Source organism: Herbiconiux solani NBRC 106740, assembly GCF_001571005.1.
Taxonomy (GTDB): domain Bacteria; phylum Actinomycetota; class Actinomycetes; order Actinomycetales; family Microbacteriaceae; genus Herbiconiux; species Herbiconiux solani.
Map to the genome: position 1 here is coordinate 351,726 of NZ_BCST01000003.1, position 23,376 is coordinate 375,101.

The following is a 23,376-nucleotide window of genomic DNA, read 5'->3' on the forward strand; positions in this document are numbered from 1 at the left end:
GCGCCTCCCGGCCCCGCTCCTGAGCCCCTCCTGAACGCCTGTTCGCGCGGAATACCACGCGGTTAGGATGTGTTGTACCGGTCAGTGGACGCACCTGTCGTGCGCCCGCCGAGAACCTCAGGAGCGAACCACATGCGCGAGATCATCATCATCGGGTCGGGACCCGCGGGATTCACCGCGGCGATCTACGCCGCCCGGGCGGGCCTGAAGCCCCTCCTGCTCGCGTCGAGCGTCGAAGCCGGCGGCGAACTGATGAACACCACCGAGGTCGAGAACTTCCCCGGCTTCCCCGAGGGCATCCAGGGCCCGGCGCTCATGATGAAGCTGCAGGAGCAGGCCGAGAAGTTCGGCACCGAGGTCGTGCTTGACGACGTCACGAGCGTGAAGCTCGACGGCGACGTCAAGGTCGTCGAGACCGGCTACTCCGGCACGTTCGAGGCCCGCTCGGTGATCTTCGCGACCGGCTCGGCCTACCGCAAGCTCGGCCTCCCCGACGAGGAGCGCCTTTCGGGTCGCGGAGTCTCCTGGTGCGCCACCTGCGACGGCTTCTTCTTCAAGACCAAGACCATCGCCGTCGTCGGCGGCGGAGACTCGGCCATGGAGGAGGCGACCTTCCTCACCCGCTTCGCTGAGAAGGTCTACGTGGTGCACCGCAAGGACACTCTGCGCGCCTCGAAGATCATGCAGGACCGCGCGTTCCTCAACGACAAGATCGAGTTCGTCTGGAACTCGGAGGTCGTCGGGATCAACGGTGAGAACGCCGTCGAGGGGCTGACCCTCCGCGACACCCGTACGGGCCTCCAGTCCGAGCTCCCCGTTCAGGGCCTGTTCGTCGCGATCGGCAACGACCCGCGCGTGCACCTCGTGCACAACCAGCTCGACCTGACGGCTGACGGCACCATCGCGGTCGACGGCCGTTCTTCGAGGACCAACCTGCCCGGTGTCTTCGCCGCCGGCGACGTGATCGACGCGCACTACCGTCAGGCCGCCACCGCTGCGGCCTCCGGCACCGTCGCGGCGCTCGACGCCGAGGAGTACCTCGCCGCTCTCGACCAGGTCGAGCACGAGTCCCCGGCGAAGCTCGCCGCCGACCTCGTCGCGGCCGAGTAGCTGAGCTACTCCAGCAGCTCGAACAGCTCGACCGGCTCCACGAACCACCCGGGCGGACGACCCGGGTCCCGAATCACACGAAAGAAGGAATCATGTCCAACGCCAAGGCCGTTTCCGACGCCAGCTTCAAGGCCGACGTCCTCGACTCCGAGAAGACCATCCTGGTCGACTTCTGGGCGGAATGGTGCGGTCCCTGTCGCGCCGTCGCCCCCATCCTCGACCAGATCGCTGCCGAGCACGGCGACAAGATCGAGATCGTGAAGCTCAACGTCGACGACAACCCCGAGACGGCCATGAAGTACCAGATCACCTCGATCCCGGCGCTCAAGGTATACAAGGGCGGCGAGGTCGTCAAGACCATCATCGGCGCCAAGCCCAAGGCGGCCCTCGAGTCCGACCTGGCTGCGTTCATCTGACGCCTCCGCGGTTCGGTTTTCGCCGAACCGCCCCGGACCGACCGGGTCTGACCGGGTCTCACCACCCTCAGACCGGCCAGTTCGTGTCAAGTGGCCCGCTGCATCCGTGCGGCGGGCCACTTTTCTCTTCCGCCCGTGTCATACCATTGAATTTCGGTCAACGTCGGGAAGTACGTCAGTGAGTAGCCAGAACCCCCCTCAGTCCTCGGGAAACAACCTCGACCCCTGGTACGGCAACTACGCCGACCGCACCGCAGGCCTCGCCGCCTCGGAGGTGCGTGCGCTCTTCGCCGTGGCCTCCCGCCCCGAGGTGGTGTCGCTGGCCGGCGGCATGCCCGCCGTGTCAGCCCTCCCGCAGGAGCTCGTCGTCGAGTCGATGAACCGGGTGATGAGCGAGCAGGGCTCGGTCGCGTTGCAGTACGGGTCGGGCCAGGGGGTCCCGAAGCTCCGCGAGCAGATCCTCGACGTGATGGCCATGGAGGGCATCAAGGCGAGCGCCGACGACGTGGTGGTGACCACCGGCTCGCAGCACGCGCTCGAGCTCGTGAGCAAGCTCTTCCTCAACCCGGGTGACGTGGTGCTGGCCGAGGGGCCGAGCTACGTCACCGCGATCGTGATCTTCCGGTCGTTCCAGGCCGAGACGCATCACGTCGCGATGGATGAGTACGGGATGGTGCCCGAGTCGCTGCGCGAGAACATCGCACGCCTGAAGGCGGCCGGTCGCACGATCAAGTTCCTCTACACGATCCCGTCGTTCCAGAACCCCGCGGGAGTCACCCTCAGCTGGGAGCGCCGGCTCGAGGTGCTGCAGATCGCGCGGGAGAACAACATCCTCGTCCTGGAGGACAACCCCTACGGCCTGCTGCACTTCGACGCGCCGCCGCCCCCCGCGCTGCGCTCGATCGAGCAGGAGGGTGTCATCTACCTCGGCACCTTCTCCAAGACTTTCGCCCCCGGCTTCCGGGTGGGCTGGGCGCTCGCCCCGCACGCCATCCGCGAGAAGCTCATCCTGGCCAACGAAGCGGCCGTGTTGTCACCGAGCTCGTTCAGCCAGCTCGTGATCTCGCAGTACCTCGACACGATCGACTGGCGCGCCCAGGTCGACCGATTCCGAGGCGTGTACAAGGAGCGAAAAGAGGCGATGATCAGCGCTTTAGCTGAATATCTGCCGAACCTGTCGTGGACGGATCCGGCCGGGGGATTCTACGTCTGGTTGACGCTCCCGCCCTATCTCGACTCGAAGCAGATGCTGCCTCGCGCGGTCAAAGAACTCGTGGCCTACACCCCGGGCACCGCGTTCTACGCCGACGGCGGCGGGCGCAACAACATCCGGCTGTCGTTCTGCTACCCGACACCGGAGTCCATCCGCATCGGTGTGCGTCGACTTCAAAACGTGATCAACGGCGAGATCGATCTGCTCGAGACCTTCTCGCAGACCGGTCCGATGTCGACCGTCAGCGACCGCACGTTCTCCGCGCCCCCTCCGAACCTGGATTGAGCTCATGACCGATACGAACGACAAAATCGTCCCCCGCACCGTCGTGGTGCTCGCCGGCGGCATTTCGCACGAGCGCGACGTGTCGCTGCGCTCCGGCCGCCGGGTCGCCGACAGCTTGAGCGAGCGCGGCCACACGGTGATCCTCCGCGATCCGGATGCGTCGCTCCTGCCGTTCCTGGACGAGACGCGACCCGACGTGGTCTGGCCGGCCCTGCACGGCGCCAGTGGTGAAGACGGCGCTCTTCGCGCTCTGCTCGACGCGATCGGCGTGCCGTACGTCGGTTCGCGATCGGATGCATCCCGACTCGCGTGGAACAAGCCGACCGCCAAGGTGCTCGTCGAGCGCGGTGGCTTCGCGACGCCGCGGTCGATCACGCTGCCGCGGGACACGTTCCGCGAGCTCGGGGCGACCGAGGTGCTGTCGCGCGTGGTCGCCGACCTCGGCACGTCACTCGTGGTCAAGCCTGCCCAGGGCGGTTCGGCTCTCGGCGTCGGCGTGATCTCGTCGGCCGATGATCTGCCGCGCGCCGTCGTGGATGCCTACACGTACGGTGAGGTCGCGCTGATCGAACAGCGCGTGCACGGTGTCGAGGTCTCGGTCGGGATCGTCGACCTCGGTGACGGGCCGTTCGCGCTGCCGGTGGTCGAGATCGAGCCACGCTCGGGCGTCTACAGTTTCGAGGCCCGGTACAACGCGGGGGAGACCAGCTTCTTCGTGCCTGCCCGTCTCGACGATGAGACCGCACGCGTGGCGCAGGAGACCGCCCTGGCGATCCACACCCTGCTCGGTCTCCGGCACATCTCGCGCGTCGACCTCATCATCGATGACGCCGGTGTGCCGTGGTTCCTCGAGGCCAACGTGCTGCCCGGGCTGACGGAGACGTCGATCGTGCCGCAGGCCATCCTGGCGGCCGGCCACACCCTCGGCAGCGTCTACGCGGCGCTGAGCGATCTGGCGATCGCGGAGTCCGCGCGCTAACTCGCCCTGCATGTTTCACGTGAAACATCCCGCCTCCTCGCGTTAGCCACGCCCGTGCCCAGGCCCATCCGTCGCTAAACGCCCTATCCGCCCCTTTGTAGGGCGGTTTGTGACGGCTCGCCCTCCCAAGTAGCTCCGCAGGACTGGCGATACGTGCTCGGCTGGCGTTCCCCGTGTCATTTGGGCCAGCTTCGGGTAGAGCAGCCGCTCGCTATCCCGCCGTGCGCGAGGCCACCCCTTCCTCGTGCCGTCCGACCTAGCAAGGATGACAACGACCGCCGGCGTTAGGGCCGACCAGACGCTTCTCTCGAACCGTCACAAAACGCCCATCCCAGCCGCCTATTGGGCGCTATGTGACGGCTCGCCCGTCCACCTAGCGGCCGAACTGGCAATACCCACTCGATTCGCGATCCCCGCGTCTCCCCGGACCGACGTCGGATCGAGCGGGGGTCCGTCATCTCGCCGGCCGCGAAGCCGCCTCTTCCTCGTGCCGTCCCACTCAGCAAGGATGGCAGCGACGCCCCGGGCGTCTGGGCAACAGATTGGTTTCATCGAACCGTCACTAACCGCCCTTGCCGCTCCTGTATAGGGCGGTTAGTGACGGCTCGCCCTCCCACGTAGCCTCGCCGAGCTGGCGATGGGTGCTCGACACCCGGCCCCCACGTGTTCCCCCGGGATGCCACAGGTCGAGCGGACGTCGGCGCTCTCGCCGTGCGCGAGGCCACCCCTCCCCCGTGCCATCCCACCCACCAAGGGTGAAAGCGACCCCCGGCGTCGGGGCCGACAAGAAGTTTCCCGTGACACCCGCGGGTCTAGGCAAGAGATTGATCCCGTCGAACCGTCACAAACCGCCCTTTCCGCCCCTCTATAGGGCGATTAGTGACGGGTCGCCCTTCCAAGTAGCACCGCCGAGGTGGCGATGCTCGGGGTTGCGGTCCTGGCGCCTCCCCTAGGCCAGCGCCGGACCGAGCGGACGTTGCTGGCTCGTAATGCGCGAAGCCATTGGGTCCTTGTGCAACCCATTGAGCAAGGATGACAGTGACACCCAGGGCCTGGGGCAGGATGAGAAGTCGTGTCTATCGAACCGTCACAAACCGCCCATCCCGGGCGCCTAAGGGGGGATTTGTGACGGTTCGGTCAGTTGGTCGGGCTCTCCAGGGGGCGCTCGCACTCGCGCTTGAGGCGGGTGGCGTGGTGGTGCCAACCCTGCCCGTGCTCGACGGGGAGCGAAGTACGCGCGTTTAGCTGTCCGAAGCCCGACCCTGTGATCGTCAGGCGCGTCGCTGAGCCTTCCGGGTTCAGCCGAAACTCCACCTCGAGGGAGCTGGGCCAGCCAGGCTCCGTCCAGATGAACTTGAGGAGTCGATCCCGCTCGACCCGGGTGACCTCTCCGGTCGCGGTCATTTGGATGCCGTCTTCGGTCCAGGTTTCGAGCACCAGTGAACCCCTGATTGGCTCAAGAGCTAGCTCCGGCCACCACGCCTGGCGATCGACCGTGAGCTTTCTCCAGACCACGAAGGGAGAGGCCCGGATAGTTGTGCTGATGGTGATCGAGTCATTGGCCAGAAGAGTTCATCCCGATTTGGAATGTTTCACGTGAAACATCGACTGACTGTCCGAAAGCAATTCGCTCGCACCGATGTTTCACGTGAAACATTGGGCGGGGGAGGGGCTAGCGGGCGCCGAAGCCGTCCTCGCCGAGTTCGGTGAGGATGCGGTTCAGGTCCTCGATCGTGGCGAAGTCGATGACGACCTGGCCCTTCGAACGGCCGAGACTCACACGAACACGCGTATTGAGGCGGTCACCGAGCCGATTGCCGATCTCGTCCAGGTGTCCGCGACGGGATCCGGCCGTCGGCTTGGCGCGGGAGGCCTTCGGAGCCGACGACGCCAGAGCCTCTGCGGCGCGCACCGACAGGTCCTCGTTCACAATCTTGTCGGCGAGCTTCGTCATCGCATCCACATCACCGACCGCCAGGACCGCACGCGCGTGGCCGGCGCTCAGCACGCCCGCGGCGACGCGGTTCTGTACCTCCGGGGGGAGGCGCAGCAGACGAAGGGTGTTCGTGATCTGCGGTCGGGATCGTCCGATCCGCTCGGCCAGCTGCTCCTGCGTGATCCCGAAGTCGTCCAGCAGTTGCTGGTAAGCCGAAGCCTCTTCAAGCGGGTTGAGCTGAGAGCGGTGCAGGTTCTCGAGCAGGGCATCCCGAAGCATGTCCTCATCGGCGGTGTTGCGCACGACCGCGGGGATCGTGTCGAGCCCGGCCTCCTTCGTGGCGCGCAACCGGCGCTCACCCATGATGAGCTCGTACTGCTGCGGTTCACCAGCCGCGAGGGGGAGTTCCCGCACCACGATCGGCTGCAGAACGCCGAACTCCTTGACCGAGTGCACCAGTTCGGCGAGATCCGACTCGTCGAAGACGCTCCGGGGCTGCTTCGCGTTGGGAACGATCAGCGAGGGGTCGAGCTGCGCCAGACGCGCGCCGGGAACCGGAAGTAGATCAGGCGCCGCGGGGGAGTCCGACCCGAAACGGTTCGTCGTTCCCGGCTCACCCTCCCGGGAAGGGGTGTCGAAGAACACGTCGACAGGGCGAGCTCCCTCGACGCGCGGCTCGTCCGTCGGGATCAAGGCGCCGATGCCCCGGCCCAGTCCGGTTCTCTTCTTAGTTGCCACGAGGAGCTCCTCTGTCTGCGATTTCGGCGGCGGCCTCGAGATACGAGACCGATCCGGGTGAACTGGGATCGAAACTGATGACGGTCTGGCCGTAGCTCGGGGCCTCCGAGATCCGCACCGAACGGGGGATCACCGCGCGCAGTGTCTCCGCTGGGAAGTGCGCCCGCACATCCTCCGCCACCTGGAACGCCAGGCGCGTGCGCCCGTCGTACATGGTCAGCAGGATGGTCGAGACCGCAAGCGTCGGGTTGAGGTGCCGTTCGATCAACCCGATGTTGTTGAGCAGCTGACTCAGCCCTTCAAGCGCGTAGTACTCGCACTGGATAGGAATGAGTACTTCACGAGCGGCGACGAAAGCGTTGATCGTCAGAAGGCCCAGCGACGGCGGGCAATCGATCAGAACATAGTGGAACGGGGTGCCGGCCTCATCCATCGCCGCCAGGTAGCGGTCCAGTGCACCGCGAAGCCGCTGCTCCCGGGCCACCATAGGCACCAGCTCGATCTCGGCACCCGCAAGGTGGATGGTCGCGGGCAGGCAGAACAGGTTCTCCGACTCCGGACTCTGTTGCACGACATCGACCATCGGCTCATCACGGATGAGCACGTCGTAGACACTCTGCTGCTCACCGCGATGCTCCACGCCCAGGGCCGTGGAGGCATTGCCCTGCGGGTCGAGGTCGATTACCAGCACCCGGGCCCCGTTCCGCGCCAGCGCCGCAGCGAGGTTCACAGTCGTGGTCGTCTTGCCGACGCCACCCTTCTGGTTCGCGACCGTCAGCACTCGAGGAGACGAGGGGAGGGGGTACTCCCGCGTCGCGAGCTGGCGCCGACGCTGGGACAGATCCGCCAGCTCGCGAGCCAGGGGAGTCGACGCATCGAAGGCGGTGGCATCACTGGTCATTCACAAATCCTGTCGTGATGTTTCACGTGAAACATTGTGGGCGGAAGACCCGAACGGACGAGACTTCGATCGTACCGAATGACGCTGACAGTCAGGACGTCGTGCGAGCCAGAATCACCCGGGTCACATCGATCCCGAGTTCCTCACCGAGAACCACGACCTCGACGTCGCGGAGCTTGTACTTGCGGATGGCCTTCTCGGCGGCCTCGATCTCGCGTGTGGCGTTCGCACCCTTCATGAGCACCATCTCGCCGCCCGGACGCAGCAACGGCACGCACAGCGGGATCAACTTGCCGAATGCGCTGACCGCCCGTGCCGTGACCTGATCAAGCGGAGGGACATCCCGCACATCCTCGGCACGGGCACGCAGCACAGTCACGTTCGACAGCCCCAGCGCAACCCTCTGCTCTTCGAGCCACAGCACGCGACGCTCCATCGGCTCGATGAGCACGAAGTCGACGTCCGGTCGGGCGATCGCCAGAACGATCCCAGGGAGCCCGGCGCCACTGCCGATGTCTCCCACACGACCAGGGCGCAGCAAGGGTGCGACGAGGGCACAGTTGATGACGTGCCGCGTCCAGATGCGGGGGAGCTCGAGCGGCCCGATCAGGCCGAGCTCTTCACCCCGCCCGACGAGGTCGGCCGTGTAAGCCCGGGCCAGCTCGATGCGGTCACCGAACACCTCGGTCGCGATCGCCGGCTCCGCCTCGGGTGCCGCCGTGTCGAGCTCGCCCACGCCGGACCCGATCAGGCGCGCGCGATGACGGTGTGGCGGTCGCGGCCTTCGCCCTCGGACTCCGAGGAGAACCCGCGGGCGGCCACGATGTCGTGCACCAGCTTGCGCTCGTACGACGACATCGGCTCGAGGGCGGCCGTGACCGACCCTCCCTCGATGTCGGAGATCGCGGAGTCGACCAGACGCTCGAGCTCGCGCTGACGCTGCTCGCGGCTTCCGCCCACGTCGAGGATCAGGCGGGAGAACTCGCCGGTCTTCGTCTGAACGGCGAGACGGGTCAGCTCCTGCAGTGCCGACACCGTGTCCGGCTTCGAGAGGATGCGCAGGTTGCTGTCGCCCGAGGCGTTGACCGAGATGTAAGCGCGCCCGTCGGTCACCTCGATGTCGATGTCACCGTCGAGGTCGCAGATGTCGAGCAGTTCCTCGATGTAGTCAGCGGCAACATCGCCCTCATCCACACCGGAGGCAGCGGAATCAGCAGAATCAGCAGAATCAGCAGAATCGACAGCCGCAACAGCCGAGTCGAGGCCGGCCGCAGACGCACCAGACGCGCCGGACACCTCAGCCCCATCCACCTCGACGGCCTCGATCGTCTCGAACTCCTCGGTTCCCGTGCTCTCGGTCACATCGCTCATTTCTTGTCGCCTTGCTGCTTCTTGGCCCGGTTCTTGCTCACGGGCTGCTGTCGTTGGGTGGTCTTCGGTGCCTCGGGGATCGACTCGATCGCGGGCGCGCCCTTGCTCGGCTCGAGCTTGCCCTTCTTGGCCAGTCGCGCCTCACGGGCCTTCGCGGCCTCGCTCCCGGGGGTCGGCATGTTGCGGATGACCAGGAACTGCTGGCCCATGGTCCAGAGGTTCGAGGTCAGCCAGTAGAACATGACACCGAGCGGGAAGGCGACACCCGAGAAGACGAACACCAGCGGGAGGATGTAGAGCAGCACGCGCTGCTGCTTGAACATCGGGCTGGCCTTGGCCTCGGGGGACTGGTTCTTGGCCATGATCTGGAGCTGCGTGTAGAACTGCGAGGCCGTCATCAGCACGACCATGAGGCCGGCGATGACCATGACCTGCCACGGTCCGCCGTTGTTCCACGACCCGATGAAGGTGTCGTGCAGCGGTGCCACGCCGAACAGCGTCGCGTTGCCGAACTGCTCACCGAGCTGCGCGTTCAGCGGCCCCACACCGGCCTGGCCCTTCTGCGCGTTGTTCAGCACCGAGAACAGGCTGAAGAAGATGGGCATCTGCAGCAGCAGCGGGAGACAGGATGCGAGCGGGTTCGTGCCCGTCTTGCGGTACAGCTCCATGGTCTCCCGCGACATCGCCTCGCGTGAGAACTGATCCTTCTTGCCCTTGTACTTGTCCTGGATCTTCTTCAGCTGTGGCGCGACCTCGAGCATCTTGCGCTGACTCTTGATCTGGCGCACGAAGATCGGGATGAGGGCGGCACGCACCACGAGCACGAGGCCCACGATGGAGAGGACCCAGGTCAGACCCGCCGCGGGGTCGAGCCCGATGAAGGTCCAGAGGTAGTGCCAGCCCACCAGGATGAGCTCCACGACCCATTTGATGGGCCAGAGGATGGTATCGAGAAACGGGATTTCCATTGGGTGGGGTCAGCCCTTTCCATGGCTAGCTGCTACGACGAAACCGAACGGCGTCAGCCGGTATCTCTGCCGGCGGACAGGCGGCACGTCGTCGACGCCGCCCTTGGCCCAGGGGTGGCACCGGATGATGCGATAGACGCCGAGAGCCGAGCCGACGATCAAGCCACGCTGCTGGATCGCCTGGAGTGTGTATGAGGAGCACGAGGGGTAGTACCGGCAGACGTCGCCGTACAACGGCGAGATCACGGCCCGGTAGGCCCGGAGCAGGAGCACGGCAAGGTTGCGCGGCGCGAGCACGAGCGCAGTCACCACCGACGTCATGCGAGCACGGATCCTTTTGTGAGAGAACGCGAGAGTTCTTCGAAGAGTACGCGGTAAGGCTGTGACGAAGCTTCGGGCAGAGCGCGCACCACGATGTCGGTTCCGGGACGCACATCTGCGAGCAGCGCGTACGACGCGGCCTTGAGACGACGACGGACGCTGTTGCGGACGACGGCGATCCCGACCGACTTCGCCACGATGAACCCGAAACGCGCATCCGACGACGGATCGTCGGATGCGCGAATGTAGGTCACGGTGTGAGGGCCGACGATCTTCGCACCACGGCGCACGGTACCGCGATAGTCACGGCCGTGCGTGATGCGATTGGCTTTGGCCAGCACCGCGGATGACGGAGTGCTTAAGCAGACAGCTCGGTGCGACCCTTGCGGCGGCGAGCCGAAAGGATCGAACGGCCGGCACGGGTGCGCATGCGCAGACGGAAGCCGTGCACCTTGGCGCGGCGGCGGTTGTTCGGCTGGAAAGTTCTCTTGCTCATAATGATCTCCGTGGTCCGACAGGCATACAGGATGGACGCCGTCGTGAAGTGGTGTTGTTCAGGGGTGTGGACGAGTTCCACAAGTCAACTGATTAAAACTACGGCCAGAATTGCTTGCGGTCAAACCGGTGAGGGCAAAGGATCAAGTATCCACACCCTGTGGACAAAATCTGTGAGCGACACACCCACCGTCAATCCGCCGAACTTGCCCTCCGGCATGGCAGTCACTAGCTTAGTTCCCTACAGTTACTAACAGCCGGCGGGGGCTCACGGCCCGGCTGAAAGTCGGGCGTGTTCCAGTTCGGCTCGCAACAGACGTTCGACAGGAGTTCCTTTGGCTGACGGTGCCAGTTCGACAGAAGACAACTGGCGGTCGGTCCTCCAGGTGCTGTCGACCGATGACCGCATCACGCCGCAGTTGAAGGGGTTCCTCGGCCTGGTCGTCCCGAAGGGGATCCTCGGTGGCTCGTTCTATCTCGAGGTGCCCAACGACTTCACCCGGGACATGCTCGAGCAGCGCGTCCGGCCCTCCCTCCTCTCCGCTCTCGGCACGCTCGATCCGCAGCTCGCCGTGAGCAGCTTCTCGGTCGTCGTCAATCCCGACATCGACGGCTACGACACCCCGGCCACGGAGACCGGCCCCTTGGCGACGGGGCCTCTGGCCACCGGCCCCCTTGCGACCGCCCCGCTGAGTTCGGGAATCGCCACCGAATCCTCCTATGTCGAGTCGGTCGCCCCTCCCGTCCAGGAGACCGTCGGCCCTCTCCGCAACAACGACACCCGGCTCAACCCGAAGTACTCCTTCGACAACTTCGTCATCGGCGGCTCGAACCGCTTCGCCCATGCCGCCGCGGTCGCCGTGGCCGAGGCGCCGGCGAAGGCCTACAACCCGCTGTTCATCTACGGCGACTCGGGCCTCGGCAAGACCCACCTCCTGCACGCGATCGGCCATTATGCGATCAGTCTCTATCCCGGCGTGCGGGTGCGGTACGTCAGCTCCGAGGAGTTCACGAACGACTTCATCAACTCGATCGCCAACAACCGGGGTGCCGCGTTCCACTCCCGGTACCGCGACATCGACCTCCTCCTGATCGACGACATCCAGTTCCTGCAGGGCAAGGCCGAGACGCAGGAAGCGTTCTTCCACACCTTCAACACCCTCCACGACCACAACAAGCAGGTCGTCATCACCAGCGACCTGCCGCCGAAGCACCTCACGGGCTTCGAGGACCGGATGCGCACCCGCTTCGAGTGGGGCCTGATCACGGATGTGCAGACCCCCGACCTCGAGACGCGCATCGCCATCCTCCGCAAGAAGGCGCAGAGCGAGCGACTCCGGGTGCCCGACGACATCCTCGAGTTCATGGCGACGAAGGTCTCGAGCAACGTGCGCGAGCTGGAGGGCACGCTCATCCGCGTCACGGCGTTCGCGAGCCTCAACCGCACGCCCGTCGACATGCAGCTGGTGCAGACCGTGCTGAAGGATCTGATCACCCTCGACGACGACAACGTCATCGCGCCGGTCGACATCATCAACCACACCGCCGAGTACTTCAAGCTCTCGGTCGACGACCTGTACGGATCATCCCGTTCGCAGGCGATCGCCACCGCACGCCAGATCGCGATGTATCTGTGCCGCGAGATGACGAGCCTGTCCCTGCCCAAGATCGGCCAGCTGTTCGGCGGACGCGACCACACCACGGTGATGTACGCCAACAACAAGATCGGCAAGCTGATGACCGAGAAGCGGTCGATCTACAACCAGGTCACCGAGATCTCGAACAGGATCAAGCACAACCAGCGCTACAAGAGCGCCTGAGCGCGTCGACGCCTCCGACTCCCTCGAATCGCTCCGACCGCCTCTGAACCCCCGCACCTGAGCGGTTCCTGGCTCCGTTGTCCACAGATTGTGAAAACTATGTGGATAACATCCCGCATCATGTTGAGTGATCACGGATGCGTGTGGAATCGTTCGTCAGCGGTTCATCCCGAGTTGGGCCGGTCCCACACGTCCTTCACACTCGGCCAACAACTCACACGCGTGTAGTTCTCGGAGACGACGCGGTTTAAACAGACTTATCCACATATCCACAGACGTTAAGAAGGTTAAAAAATCTTCTTTAATGAAATGACATCCGACAACCTTGTGTGATTCGGATCGCTCTCGGGCCGGACGGCCGCACCCGATAGCATTGACCGACTCAAGGTCTCAATTGCCGACAGAGGTGACTTCGTGAAGTTCCAAGTAAACCGAGACGTCTTCAGCGAGGCCGTGTCCTTCGCCGTGAAGCTCCTGCCTCAGCGCACGACGCTCCCCATCCTGAGCGGTGTGCTCATCGAGGCGACGGATGACGGGCTCACGCTCTCCTCCTTCGACTACGAGGTCTCCGCCCAGACCCAGATCCAGGCCGATGTCGAAGAGCCCGGGGTCATCCTGGTCTCCGGGCGCCTGCTCTCGGACATCGCGAGCCGGCTCCCGAACGCACCGGTGCGTTTCTCGACCGAGGATTCGCGGATCGTCGTGAGCTGCGGCACCGCACGCTTCACCCTGTTGAGCATGCCGGTCGAGGAGTACCCGACGCTGCCGCAGGTCGGCGCCGAGTCCGGGCTCCTCCCCGCCGAGCAGTTCGCGGCCGCCGTGGCGCAGGTCGCCGTCGCCGCCTCCCGCGACGACGTGACCCCGGTGATCACCGGCGTGCAGCTCGAGGTCAGCGAGAACAGCATCTCCCTCGTCGCCACCGACCGGTACCGCGTCGCGGTACGGAACATCGATTGGGATTCCAACGACTCCGGCACCACCACGGCCACCGCCCTGGTGCCGGCCCGCACGCTGCAGGAGGTCGGCAAGACCTTCGGCAACGCCGGAACGATCTCGGTCGCGATCACCAACACCGACGACCGCGAGTTGATCGCCTTCAAGAGCGACAAGAAGACCGTGACCACGCTGCTGATCAAGGGCAACTTCCCCCCGGTCAAGCGCCTGTTCCCGGAGAGCGTCGACAACTACGCGGTCATCAACACCGCCGACCTGATCGAGGCCACCAAGCGCGTCTCGCTCGTGCTCGAGCGCGAGGCCGCGCTGCGCTTCACCTTCACGATCGACGGCGTCACCCTCGAGGCCATCGGCTCCGAGCAGGCCCAGGCCTCCGAGTCGATCGACGCCCTGCTCACGGGGCAGGACACGGTGGTCTCCCTGAAGCCGCAGTTCCTGCTCGACGGCCTGAGCGCGGTGCACTCGGAGTTCGTGCGCATCTCGTTCACGAAGACCGACAACCCGAACAAGCCGGGCCCCGTGCTGATCACGAGCCAGTCCTCGAAGGACCAGCCGGGTTCTGACGACTACAAGTACCTGCTGCAGCCCAACCTGCTGCTGCGCTGACATACCTCCCCACACCACACCACTTCACAAGGAGAAGGCAATGAACCTCGGACTCATCGGTCTTGGCAAGATGGGCAACAACATGCGCGCCCGTCTGCAGCACGCCGGCATCGACGTGGTGGGGTACGACACCAACCCCGCCGTGAGCGACGTGGCCGACCTCGCCGCCCTGGCCGCCGCGCTCCCCGCGCCGCGCATCGTCTGGGTCATGGTCCCGGCCGGCACGATCACCGACGCGGTCATCACCGACCTGGCCGACGTGCTCGACGAGGGCGACCTCATCATCGATGGTGGCAACTCGAAGTGGACCGAGGACTTCAAGCACTCCGCCCAGCTCGTCGACAAGGGCATCGAGTTCATGGACGCCGGTGTCTCCGGCGGCGTCTGGGGCCTCGAGAACGGGTACGGCCTGATGGTCGGCGGCACCGCCGAGAACGTCGAGCGCGCCATGCCGATCTTCGACGCTCTGCGCCCCGAGGGCCCGCGCGACGAGGGCTTCGTGCACGTGGGCGAGGTCGGCGCCGGCCACTACGCCAAGATGGTCCACAACGGCATCGAGTACGGGATGATGCAGGCCTACGCCGAGGGCTACGAGCTGCTCGACGCGAAGAAAGACATCATCAAAGACGTCACCGGCACCTTCAAGGCCTGGCAGCGCGGCACCGTCGTGCGCTCCTGGCTGCTCGACCTCCTGGTGCGCGCCCTCGAGGCCGACCCCGAGTTCAAGGACATCCAGGGCTACGTGCAGGATTCCGGTGAGGGTCGCTGGACCCTGGAAGAGGCGATCGAGAACGCCGTCCCGATGCCCGCGATCAGTTCCGCGATCTTCGCGCGCTTCGTGTCGCGCCAGGAGGACTCGCCTTCGATGAAGGCTGTCGCGGCGCTGCGCAACCAGTTCGGCGGCCATGCGGTCAAAGAGCTCGACTAGTCACCTGGCTTGTACGTCCGTCACCTGAGCCTCACCGACTTCCGCAACTACGCCACCGCGGAGGTCGCGCTCGAACCCGGCCCCAATCTCTTCGTGGGCCGCAACGGACAGGGCAAGACCAACCTCGTCGAGTCGCTCGGCTACCTGGCCACGCTCTCCTCACACCGGGTCTCCACCGACCAGGCGCTGATCAGAGCGGGCCAGGATGCCGCGATCGTGCGGGCGCGGCTCGAGCACGACGGCCGCGAGCTGCTCGTCGAGCTGCAACTGAACCGCTCCGCGGCCAACCGGGCGCAGGTGAACCGGGCCGCGATCAAGCCGCGTGAACTGCCGCGGTACCTCTCCACTGTGCTGTTCGCTCCCGAGGATCTGGCGTTGATCCGGGGCGAGCCGTCCACGCGGCGCCGGTTCGTGGATGCGCTGCTCGGCCAGCGATCGCCCCGACTGCTCGGCGTCTTCTCCGACTACGAGCGGGTGCTGAAGCAGCGGAACGCGCTTCTGAAGTCAGCCCGTGCATCCGGGTTGAAGGATGCGAAACTCAGCACCCTCGAGCTCTGGAACGAGCGGCTGGTCGAGCTCGGCACCGAGATCATCGCCGAACGTCTCGCGATCGTCGAGGCCCTCGGCCCGTTCGTCCGCGACGCGTACCAGGCCGTCGCCGGTTCGGAGCAGGAGCCGACGCTCGAGCTGGTGCTCAGCATCCTGGCCGAGCGACCCGGCGACGACGAGGAGCCGGGGGTGCAGGCCGACGCGCCCCGCGCATCCGGAACCCGGGCCCTGCCGAGCCGGGCCGAACTGGCCGACGCGTTCCGCGCGGCGCTGGAGAAGGTCGCCCGCGCCGAGCGTGATCGCGGGATCACGCTGGTCGGGCCGCACCGCGACGACGTGCTCTTCCGGCTCAACGGCCTGCCGGCGAAGGGCTACGCGAGCCACGGCGAATCGTGGTCGTTCGCGCTGGCGCTCAAACTCGCCTGCGCCGAACTGCTGCGGGCCGAGTCGAGCACGGGAGACCCGATCGTCATCCTCGACGACGTCTTCGCCGAGCTCGACCAGGGCCGACGGGGCCGGCTGGCGGATGCGGTCAAGGACTACGAGCAGGTGCTCATCACCGCGGCCGTGTACGACGACGTCCCCGAGGAGCTCACGGCGCACACCGTGCGCATCCAGGCCGGCACCATCGTGGAGGAGTTCTCGTGAGCGAGGCGACCGAGGTCTACCTGCGCCTGAAGGCGGCCTTCGGCGACCCGAACTCGCGGGCCGCGAAGTGGCGCGACCGCAAGCGCCGGCGCGGTGACGACGACGAGGCGAGCATCCCCTACGGCGTCGGGCGCGACCCGAAGGGGCTCGGAGACGTGATGTCGAACCTCTCCTCCGAGCTCGGCTGGACCTCGTCGCTAGCGAAGAGCGACCTCCTCAACGCCTGGACCGAGATCGCCGGCCCGGAGACCGCCGAGCACTCGACTCCGATCGGCATCACGGACTCGGTGCTGACCGTGCAGTGCGACTCGACGGCCTGGGCGACGCAGCTCCGACACATGCGTGTGCTGATCATGACGACCATCGCACAGCGGTTCCCGGAAGCGGGCATCGAGTCGATCCGCTTCGAAGCCCCCCACGCCCCTTCCTGGAAAAGGGGCTCCAGATCGATTCCAGGGCGGGGTCCTCGCGATACCTACGGTTGACAGGGCAAATGTGGTCATCCCTCCACAGAAAGTTCGTCAGAGGGGCATATGAGCGCCGAATCACAGCCTTCCTTTGATAGAATGAAGGGTCGCCTGCCCGGCCGTTGGGCGCGGCACTGAGGAGCCCATTTCCATATGTCTGAATCGGACAAGGTCCACCCTGACAACGAGTACGGCGCGGACCAGATCCAGGTTCTTGAAGGCCTCGAGGCGGTGCGCAAGCGCCCCGGTATGTACATCGGTTCGACCGGCCCCCGCGGCCTGCACCACCTGGTCTACGAGATCGTCGACAACTCGGTCGACGAGGCACTCGCCGGCTACGCGACCCACATCGAAGTGGTGATGCGGAAGGACGGCGGGATCACGGTGACCGACAACGGTCGCGGCATCCCGGTCGACATCCACCCGATCGAGAAGAAGTCGACCGTCGAGGTGGTCCTGACCATCCTGCACGCCGGCGGCAAGTTCGGCGGTGGCGGCTACGCGGTCTCCGGTGGCCTGCACGGCGTCGGCAGCTCGGTGGTCAACGCGCTCTCCAGCGAACTCGACGTCGAGGTGCGCCGGCAGGGCAACGTCTACCGCCAGAGCTACAAGATCGGTGTGCCCCAGGCTCCGCTGGAGATGGGGGAGACGACCGACGAGACCGGCACCCGGATCACTTTCTGGCCGAGCATCGACATCTTCGAGACCGTCGAGTTCGACTACGAGACGTTGCGCGCCCGCTTCCAGCAGATGGCTTTCCTCAACAAGGGCCTCGCCATCAAGCTCACCGACGAGCGCGGCGGCGACAGCGGAGAGGACGAGGAGACCACGGTCACCTATCTCTACGAGAACGGTCTGAAGGACTACGTCGAGTACCTCAACCGCTCGAAGAAGGCCGACCTCGTCAACGAGGAGATCATCTCCTTCGAGCAGGAGGACACCGAGCGCAAGATCGCGCTCGAGGTCGCGATGCAGTGGACCACGGGGTACACCGAGAGCGTCCACACCTACGCGAACACGATCAACACCCACGAGGGCGGCACGCACGAAGAGGGCTTCCGCGCCGCGCTGACGACGCTCGTCAACAAGTACGCGCGCGAGAAGAACATCATCAAGGAGAAGGACGACAACCTCTCCGGCGACGACGTGCGCGAGGGCCTGACCGCGGTCATCTCGATCAAGCTCGCCGAGCCGCAGTTCGAGGGCCAGACGAAGACGAAGCTCGGCAACACCGAGGCGAAGTCGTTCGTGCAGCGCGTGGTGACCACCGAGCTGACCGACTGGTTCGACCGCAACCCCGTGCAGGCGCGCGACATCATCCGCAAGGCGATCCAGGCATCCCAGGCCCGGATGGCCGCGCGCAAGGCCCGTGAGCAGACCCGGCGCAAGGGCCTGCTCGAGGGCGGTGGGATGCCCGGCAAGCTCAAGGACTGCTCGAGCCGCGACCCCGCCAAGAGCGAGATCTTCATCGTCGAGGGCGACTCGGCCGGCGGCTCCGCCATCCAGGGCCGCAACCCCGAGACGCAGGCGATCCTGCCCCTCCGCGGCAAGATCCTCAACGTCGAGAAGGCGCGGCTCGACCGCGCGCTCGGCAACAACGAGGTGCAGGCCATGATCACGGCCTTCGGCGCCGGCATCGGGGAGGACTTCAACCCCGAGAAGGCCCGGTACCACAAGATCGTGCTGATGGCGGATGCGGATGTCGACGGTCAGCACATCACGACTCTGCTGCTCACCCTGGTGTTCCGCTACATGCGGCCGCTGATCGAGCTCGGCTACGTCTACCTCGCGATGCCGCCGCTCTACCGCCTCAAGTGGTCGAACTCCCCGCACGAGTACGTGTACTCGGATGCGGAGCGCGACGCGCTGCTCATCGACGGCCAGGCCGCCGGCAAGCGCATCCCGAAGGAGAACGGGATCCAGCGCTACAAGGGTCTCGGCGAGATGGACTACCGCGAGCTGTGGGACACGACGATGGATCCGGACACCCGGACCTTGCGCCAGATCACCCTGGACGACGCGGCCGCGGCGGACGAGATCTTCTCGACCCTGATGGGGGAAGACGTCGAGTCGCGACGCAACTTCATCCAGAAGAACGCCAAAGACGTCCGCTTCCTCGACATCTGACCCGCGCTTTCGCGAACATCGACAGAGACTGAAACCGAACCATGACGGATGAACTGACCCCTGCCGCGGGCGACCGCATCGAGCAGGTCGACCTGCAGCTCGAGATGCAGCGCTCGTACCTCGACTACGCGATGAGCGTGATCGTCGGACGAGCCCTGCCGGATGTGCGCGACGGCCTGAAGCCCGTGCACCGCCGCGTGATCTACGCGATGTACGACGGCGGCTACCGGCCCGACCGCGCCTTCTCGAAGTCGGCGCGCGTCGTCGGCGAGGTGATGGGCCAGTTCCACCCGCACGGCGACTCGTCGATCTACGACACCCTGGTGCGCCTCATCCAGCCCTGGAGCCTCCGCTACCCGCTCGCGCTCGGTCAGGGCAACTTCGGTTCCCCCGGCAACGACGGCGCGGCCGCCCCGCGGTACACCGAGACGAAGATGGCTCCGCTCGCGCTCGAGATGGTGCGCGACATCCAGGAAGAGACCGTCGACTTCCAGGACAACTACGACGGCCGCACGCTCGAGCCCGTCGTGCTGCCGGCCCGCTTCCCGAACCTGCTGGTCAACGGCTCCGTGGGCATCGCGGTGGGCATGGCCACCAACATCCCGCCGCATAACCTGCGCGAGGTCGCGGCCGGCGCGATCTGGTACCTCGAGAACCCCGAGGCCACCCGCGAGGAGCTGCTCGAGGCGCTCATGCTGCGGATCAAGGGGCCGGACTTCCCGACCGGCGCCCAGATCCTCGGAACCAAGGGCATCCACGACGCGTACCGCACGGGCCGCGGCTCGATCACGATGCGCGCCGTCGTGAGCGTCGAAGAGCTGCAGGGCCGCACCTGCCTCGTCGTCACCGAGCTGCCCTACCAGGTGAACCCGGACAACCTGGCGATCAAGATCGCCGACCTCGTCAAGGAGGGCAAGCTCGCGGGCATCGCCGACATCCGCGACGAGACCTCGGGCCGCACCGGCCAGCGCCTCGTGATCGTGCTGAAGCGCGACGCGGTCGCCAAGGTCGTGCTGAACAACCTCTACAAGCACACGCAGCTGCAGGACAACTTCGGCGCGAACATGCTCGCGATCGTCGACGGCATCCCGCGCACCCTGCCGCTGGACGGCTTCATCACCGAATGGGTGGCCCACCAGATCCAGGTCATCGTGCGGCGCACCCAGTTCCGTCTGGCCGAGGCCGAGGCACGCATGCACATCCTGCGCGCCTACCTCAAGGCGCTGGACGCGCTCGACGAGGTCATCGCGCTCATCCGTCGCTCGCCCACGGTCGAGGAGGCCCGCGACGGCCTGATCGACCTGCTCGACATCGACGAGCTGCAGGCGCGCGCGATCCTCGAGCTGCAGCTGCGCCGCCTGGCCGCTCTCGAGCGCCAGAAGATCCAGGAGGAGGCCGAGGCCCTCCAGCTGAAGATCGACGAGTACCACGTCATCCTCGGCAGCCCCACGCGTCAGCGCGAGATCATCATGGAGGAGCTCACCGAGATCGTCGACAAGTTCGGCGACGACCGGCGCACCGAGATCATGTTCGGCTTCGACGGCGACATGAACATGGAAGACCTCATCCCCGAGGAGGAGATGGTGGTCACCGTGACGCGCGGAGGCTACGTCAAGCGCACCCGGAGCGACAACTACCGCAGCCAGCACCGCGGCGGCAAGGGCGTCAAGGGCGCCCAGCTGCGGGCCGACGACGTGGTCGAGCACTTCTTCGTCACCACGACGCACCACTGGCTCCTGTTCTTCACCAACCGGGGCCGCGTGTACCGCGCGAAGGCCTACGAGCTGCAGGAGGCCGGCCGCGACGCGAAGGGCCAGCACGTGGCCAACCTGCTCGCGCTCGCGCCGGACGAGCAGATCACGCAGATCCTCGACATCCGCGACTACCAGGCCGCGCAGTACCTCGTGCTGGCGACCAAGGGCGGGCTGCTGAAGAAGACGGCGCTGACCGAGTACGACACGAACCGCTCCGGCGGCATCATCGCGATCAACCTGCGCGACGACGACGAGCTGGTCTCGGCGCTGCTCGTGAACGAGGACTCCGATCTCCTCCTGGTCTCCCGCAAGGGCATGTCCATCCGCTTCACGGCGACCGACGAGGCGCTCCGGCCGATGGGCCGGGCGACCTCGGGGGTCATCGGCATGAAGTTCCGCGGCGACGACTCGCTCCAGGGCGCGAACGTCGTGTCGGACGAGGGCTACGTCTTCATCGTCACCGAGGGCGGCTACGCCAAGCGCACCTCGGTCGACGAATACCGCGTGCAGGGGCGTGGTGGCCTGGGCATCAAGGTGGCCAAGCTGCAGGATGCACGGGGCGATCTGGTGGGCTCGCTGATCGTCGGCGAGGACGACGAGGTCCTTGTGGTTCTTGCCAGTGGCAAGGTGGTACGCTCTGCCGTGGCCGAAGTTCCGGCTAAGGGACGCGACACGATGGGCGTTGTCTTCGCCCGTTTCGCGGACGATGACAGGATCATCGAAGTGGCCAAGAACACGGAACGCAACCTGGAGGCGGAGCTCGATGCGAGCGCCGACGCAGAGTCTGCGCCTGGAGAGGACGTACCGACGGATGAGTAATCTTGGCGACAAATTCGCGAAGAAAACGGCAAGAGTCGCCACCACCAAGCAGGTTCGCCTGAAGCTGGTCTACATCGACTTCTGGTCTGTTTTGAAGATCGCGTTCCTCTTGGCCATCATCCTCGGGATCGTGACCGTCGTCGCCAGCTTCCTCGTGTGGTCGGTGCTGAACCAGACCGGCGTCTTCGACTCGGTCAACACGCTGCTGCAGGACATCGCGGGGGCGGGCAACTTCAACCTGTTCGACTTCGCGTCGCTGCCGCAGGTGATGGGCTTCTCGGTCGTCGTGGCGGTGCTGAACGTGATCGTGATCACGGCTCTCGGCGCCATCGGCGCGGCGTTGTACAACCTCGCCGTGCGGATCACGGGCGGCATCATGCTCGGCTTCACCAACAAGTAGGAGCCGAATTGGCCGAAGGGACTCCCGTAGGGTAGTCTCGACTCTGGTCAAAAAACGGGGCTATAGCTCAGGCGGTTAGAGCGCTTCGCTGATAACGAAGAGGTCCAAGGTTCAAGTCCTTGTAGCCCCACCACATCCCGTTTTTCCGGGGCCTTAGCTCAGTTGGTAGAGCGCCTGCTTTGCAAGCAGGATGTCGGGAGTTCGATTCTCCCAGGCTCCACGGTGCTGATAGAAGAGGATGCGTACACGCATCCTCTTCGTCCTTAATGGCCGGGTTTCGAGACAGAGAAAAGGCCCCGCGCATTCTGTGCGCGGGGCCTTTCCTTGTTTGCGGAGATCAGCTCTCGGGGCTGGTCTCGGGCTCGGGATCCTCATCGGCGATCCAGAGCTCGTCGTCGGCCCGGAAGGTCTGCCAGAGGGCGTACCCGAGACCGGCGGCGGTGACCACGCCGAGGCTGATCACGAAGAACAGCCCGACCTTCGAGCCGGCCGACTTCGGGGCCTGCTTGTCGAGGGTCTTCGCCGCCTGAGCGGCCTTCTTGCCGGCGTTCTTGACGAACTCCGGGTTCTTCGAGGACTGCAGCACGGCGGCGGCGGAACCCACGGTTCCGGCCAGCGCCGGGACCACGTCGGAGGAGAAGCGGTGCTTGACCGTCTCCCCGGCGACCTTGACCTCGGCCACCTTCTTGGCGATCACGGGAGCGACCTGGTCGGCAGCGGCCTTGACGCGCGGCTTGACCTCTTCATCGGCCAGGAAGCTGGCCTGCTTGCCGGCCTCGCGGAGAATCGCGTTGGCACGGTCGAGGACGGCCTGCTGGTCGACCCACAGGTCTTCTGCCGTTCCCTTCAGACGCTTGAGCGCCTTGCGACGCTTACGGGAAAGACTCATGGTGAAACCTCCATCGGCGAGAGCACGGTAGTCCCCATCTTGGCACGCAATGCCAGAGCGGAGTAGTTCGGCCTCTGATCATCCACCCCGCATCGCCTGGACGCTCACTGGATGCCCGCCCGCGGTGTGACAGAATCGACACATGCCCGCACACACGCATGTCGCCACCCTCACCACCAACCACGGTCCGATCGTCGTGAACCTCTACGGTCACCAGGCACCCAAGACCGTCAAGAACTTCATCGGGCTCGCGAACGGCGAGATCGAGTGGACCGACCCGAAGACGGGCCAGCCCACCCACGACCGCCTCTACGACGGCATCGTGTTCCACCGCATCATCCCGGGCTTCATGATCCAGGGCGGCGACCCGCTGGGCAACGGCACCGGCGGCCCCGGCTTCAAGTTCGACGACGAGATCAACGGCGAGCTCAACTTCAACGAGCCCTACGTGCTCGCGATGGCCAACGCCGGGATCCAGGGCGGCAAGGGCACCAACGGCTCGCAGTTCTTCATCACCGTCGGCCCGACCACGTGGCTGCAGGGCAAGCACACCATCTTCGGCACGGTCGCGGATGACGCCTCGAAGCGCATCGTCGACAAGCTCGCCGGTGTCGCGACCGACGCCTACGACCGTCCCCTGGACGAGGTCGTGCTGGAGAGCGTCACCGTCGAAGAGGTCTGA

At 65.7% G+C, this 23,376-nt stretch carries 23 protein-coding genes and 2 tRNA genes; 15 read left to right on the top strand and 10 right to left on the bottom strand.

What is annotated here, in order from left to right:
- The first annotated feature begins 132 nt into the window (after positions 1-132).
- The 4 genes from trxB to HSO01S_RS07275 all read left to right on the top strand — a co-directional run bounded on the left by trxB (position 133) and on the right by HSO01S_RS07275 (position 4,003).
- Positions 133-1,110: a thioredoxin-disulfide reductase gene (gene trxB, locus HSO01S_RS07260; protein ID WP_066039885.1), complete on the top strand. Its 978-nt coding sequence runs from the start codon at positions 133-135 to the stop codon at positions 1,108-1,110.
- Positions 1,111-1,202: 92 nt separating this feature from the next.
- The gene (gene trxA, locus HSO01S_RS07265) at positions 1,203-1,526 is read left to right on the top strand and encodes a thioredoxin (RefSeq protein ID WP_066039886.1); all 324 of its coding nucleotides are present in this window, start codon (positions 1,203-1,205) and stop codon (positions 1,524-1,526) included.
- 178 nt (positions 1,527-1,704) lie between these two features.
- On the top strand, positions 1,705-3,024 hold the full coding sequence (locus tag HSO01S_RS07270) for an aminotransferase-like domain-containing protein (RefSeq protein ID WP_066039887.1): 1,320 nt from the start codon (positions 1,705-1,707) through the stop codon (positions 3,022-3,024).
- Between the two features lie 4 nt (positions 3,025-3,028).
- Positions 3,029-4,003, top strand: a complete 975-nt coding sequence (locus HSO01S_RS07275) for a D-alanine--D-alanine ligase family protein (protein ID WP_066039888.1) — start codon at positions 3,029-3,031, stop codon at positions 4,001-4,003.
- Between the two features lie 1,137 nt (positions 4,004-5,140).
- Here the strand turns inward: HSO01S_RS07275 and HSO01S_RS07280 are convergent.
- From HSO01S_RS07280 to rpmH, 9 genes are all read right to left on the bottom strand, one after another.
- Positions 5,141-5,518, bottom strand: coding sequence for an SRPBCC family protein (locus HSO01S_RS07280; protein WP_169799957.1), 378 nt, complete (start codon positions 5,516-5,518; stop codon positions 5,141-5,143).
- 157 nt (positions 5,519-5,675) lie between these two features.
- Positions 5,676-6,677, bottom strand: coding sequence for a ParB/RepB/Spo0J family partition protein (locus HSO01S_RS07285; protein WP_174522970.1), 1,002 nt, complete (start codon positions 6,675-6,677; stop codon positions 5,676-5,678).
- Positions 6,667-7,578, bottom strand: a complete 912-nt coding sequence (locus HSO01S_RS07290; protein ID WP_066039890.1) for a ParA family protein — start codon at positions 7,576-7,578, stop codon at positions 6,667-6,669. The genes HSO01S_RS07285 and HSO01S_RS07290 overlap by 11 nt, the downstream gene beginning before the upstream one ends.
- A 91-nt stretch (positions 7,579-7,669) precedes the next feature.
- Positions 7,670-8,314 (bottom strand): 16S rRNA (guanine(527)-N(7))-methyltransferase RsmG, encoded by a 645-nt coding sequence (gene rsmG, locus HSO01S_RS07295; RefSeq protein ID WP_066039891.1) that lies wholly within the window; start codon positions 8,312-8,314, stop codon positions 7,670-7,672.
- 11 nt (positions 8,315-8,325) lie between these two features.
- A complete protein-coding gene (locus HSO01S_RS07300) occupies positions 8,326-8,949 on the bottom strand; it encodes a Jag family protein (protein ID WP_084361424.1) in 624 nt (207 codons plus the stop codon).
- A complete protein-coding gene (gene yidC, locus HSO01S_RS07305) occupies positions 8,946-9,917 on the bottom strand; it encodes a membrane protein insertase YidC (RefSeq protein WP_066039892.1) in 972 nt (323 codons plus the stop codon). Before yidC ends, HSO01S_RS07300 begins: the two co-directional genes overlap by 4 nt.
- A gap of 9 nt (positions 9,918-9,926) precedes the next feature.
- Positions 9,927-10,238: a membrane protein insertion efficiency factor YidD gene (gene yidD, locus HSO01S_RS07310; protein WP_066039893.1), complete on the bottom strand. Its 312-nt coding sequence runs from the start codon at positions 10,236-10,238 to the stop codon at positions 9,927-9,929.
- Entirely contained in the window at positions 10,235-10,579 is a 345-nt protein-coding gene (gene rnpA / locus HSO01S_RS07315; RefSeq protein ID WP_066039894.1) for a ribonuclease P protein component, read from the bottom strand. The genes yidD and rnpA overlap by 4 nt, the downstream gene beginning before the upstream one ends.
- A gap of 17 nt (positions 10,580-10,596) precedes the next feature.
- Positions 10,597-10,734, bottom strand: coding sequence for a 50S ribosomal protein L34 (gene rpmH / locus HSO01S_RS18295; RefSeq protein WP_055810406.1), 138 nt, complete (start codon positions 10,732-10,734; stop codon positions 10,597-10,599).
- 334 nt (positions 10,735-11,068) lie between these two features.
- On the opposite strand from rpmH, the gene dnaA reads away from it, so the two are divergent.
- The 10 genes from dnaA (at position 11,069) to HSO01S_RS07365 (ending at position 22,025) form a co-directional block, all read left to right on the top strand.
- A complete protein-coding gene (dnaA, locus tag HSO01S_RS07320) occupies positions 11,069-12,553 on the top strand; it encodes a chromosomal replication initiator protein DnaA (RefSeq protein ID WP_066039895.1) in 1,485 nt (494 codons plus the stop codon).
- 414 nt (positions 12,554-12,967) lie between these two features.
- Complete coding sequence (dnaN, locus tag HSO01S_RS07325) at positions 12,968-14,113, top strand: DNA polymerase III subunit beta (RefSeq protein WP_066039896.1); 1,146 nt, start codon at positions 12,968-12,970, stop codon at positions 14,111-14,113.
- Position 14,114: 1 nt separating this feature from the next.
- On the top strand, positions 14,115-15,041 hold the full coding sequence (gene gnd, locus HSO01S_RS07330; RefSeq protein WP_281177815.1) for a phosphogluconate dehydrogenase (NAD(+)-dependent, decarboxylating): 927 nt from the start codon (positions 14,115-14,117) through the stop codon (positions 15,039-15,041).
- 9 nt (positions 15,042-15,050) lie between these two features.
- Positions 15,051-16,238 (top strand): DNA replication/repair protein RecF, encoded by a 1,188-nt coding sequence (recF, locus tag HSO01S_RS07335; protein WP_066039898.1) that lies wholly within the window; start codon positions 15,051-15,053, stop codon positions 16,236-16,238.
- Entirely contained in the window at positions 16,235-16,723 is a 489-nt protein-coding gene (locus HSO01S_RS07340) for a DciA family protein (RefSeq protein ID WP_066039899.1), read from the top strand. The genes recF and HSO01S_RS07340 overlap by 4 nt, the downstream gene beginning before the upstream one ends.
- Before the next feature lie 135 nt (positions 16,724-16,858).
- Positions 16,859-18,832, top strand: coding sequence for a DNA topoisomerase (ATP-hydrolyzing) subunit B (gyrB, locus tag HSO01S_RS07345; protein ID WP_066039901.1), 1,974 nt, complete (start codon positions 16,859-16,861; stop codon positions 18,830-18,832).
- A gap of 41 nt (positions 18,833-18,873) precedes the next feature.
- Positions 18,874-21,405, top strand: coding sequence for a DNA gyrase subunit A (gene gyrA, locus HSO01S_RS07350; protein ID WP_066039904.1), 2,532 nt, complete (start codon positions 18,874-18,876; stop codon positions 21,403-21,405).
- Positions 21,398-21,805: a DUF3566 domain-containing protein gene (locus tag HSO01S_RS07355; protein WP_066039906.1), complete on the top strand. Its 408-nt coding sequence runs from the start codon at positions 21,398-21,400 to the stop codon at positions 21,803-21,805. The genes gyrA and HSO01S_RS07355 overlap by 8 nt, the downstream gene beginning before the upstream one ends.
- A gap of 56 nt (positions 21,806-21,861) precedes the next feature.
- A tRNA-Ile gene (locus HSO01S_RS07360) sits at positions 21,862-21,938 on the top strand.
- 14 nt (positions 21,939-21,952) lie between these two features.
- Positions 21,953-22,025, top strand: a tRNA-Ala gene (locus HSO01S_RS07365).
- A 117-nt stretch (positions 22,026-22,142) separates the two neighbouring features.
- Here the strand turns inward: HSO01S_RS07365 and HSO01S_RS07370 are convergent.
- The gene (locus tag HSO01S_RS07370) at positions 22,143-22,694 is read right to left on the bottom strand and encodes a hypothetical protein (protein WP_066039907.1); all 552 of its coding nucleotides are present in this window, start codon (positions 22,692-22,694) and stop codon (positions 22,143-22,145) included.
- A 142-nt stretch (positions 22,695-22,836) separates the two neighbouring features.
- On the opposite strand from HSO01S_RS07370, the gene HSO01S_RS07375 reads away from it, so the two are divergent.
- Positions 22,837-23,376 (top strand): peptidylprolyl isomerase, encoded by a 540-nt coding sequence (locus HSO01S_RS07375; protein WP_066039909.1) that lies wholly within the window; start codon positions 22,837-22,839, stop codon positions 23,374-23,376.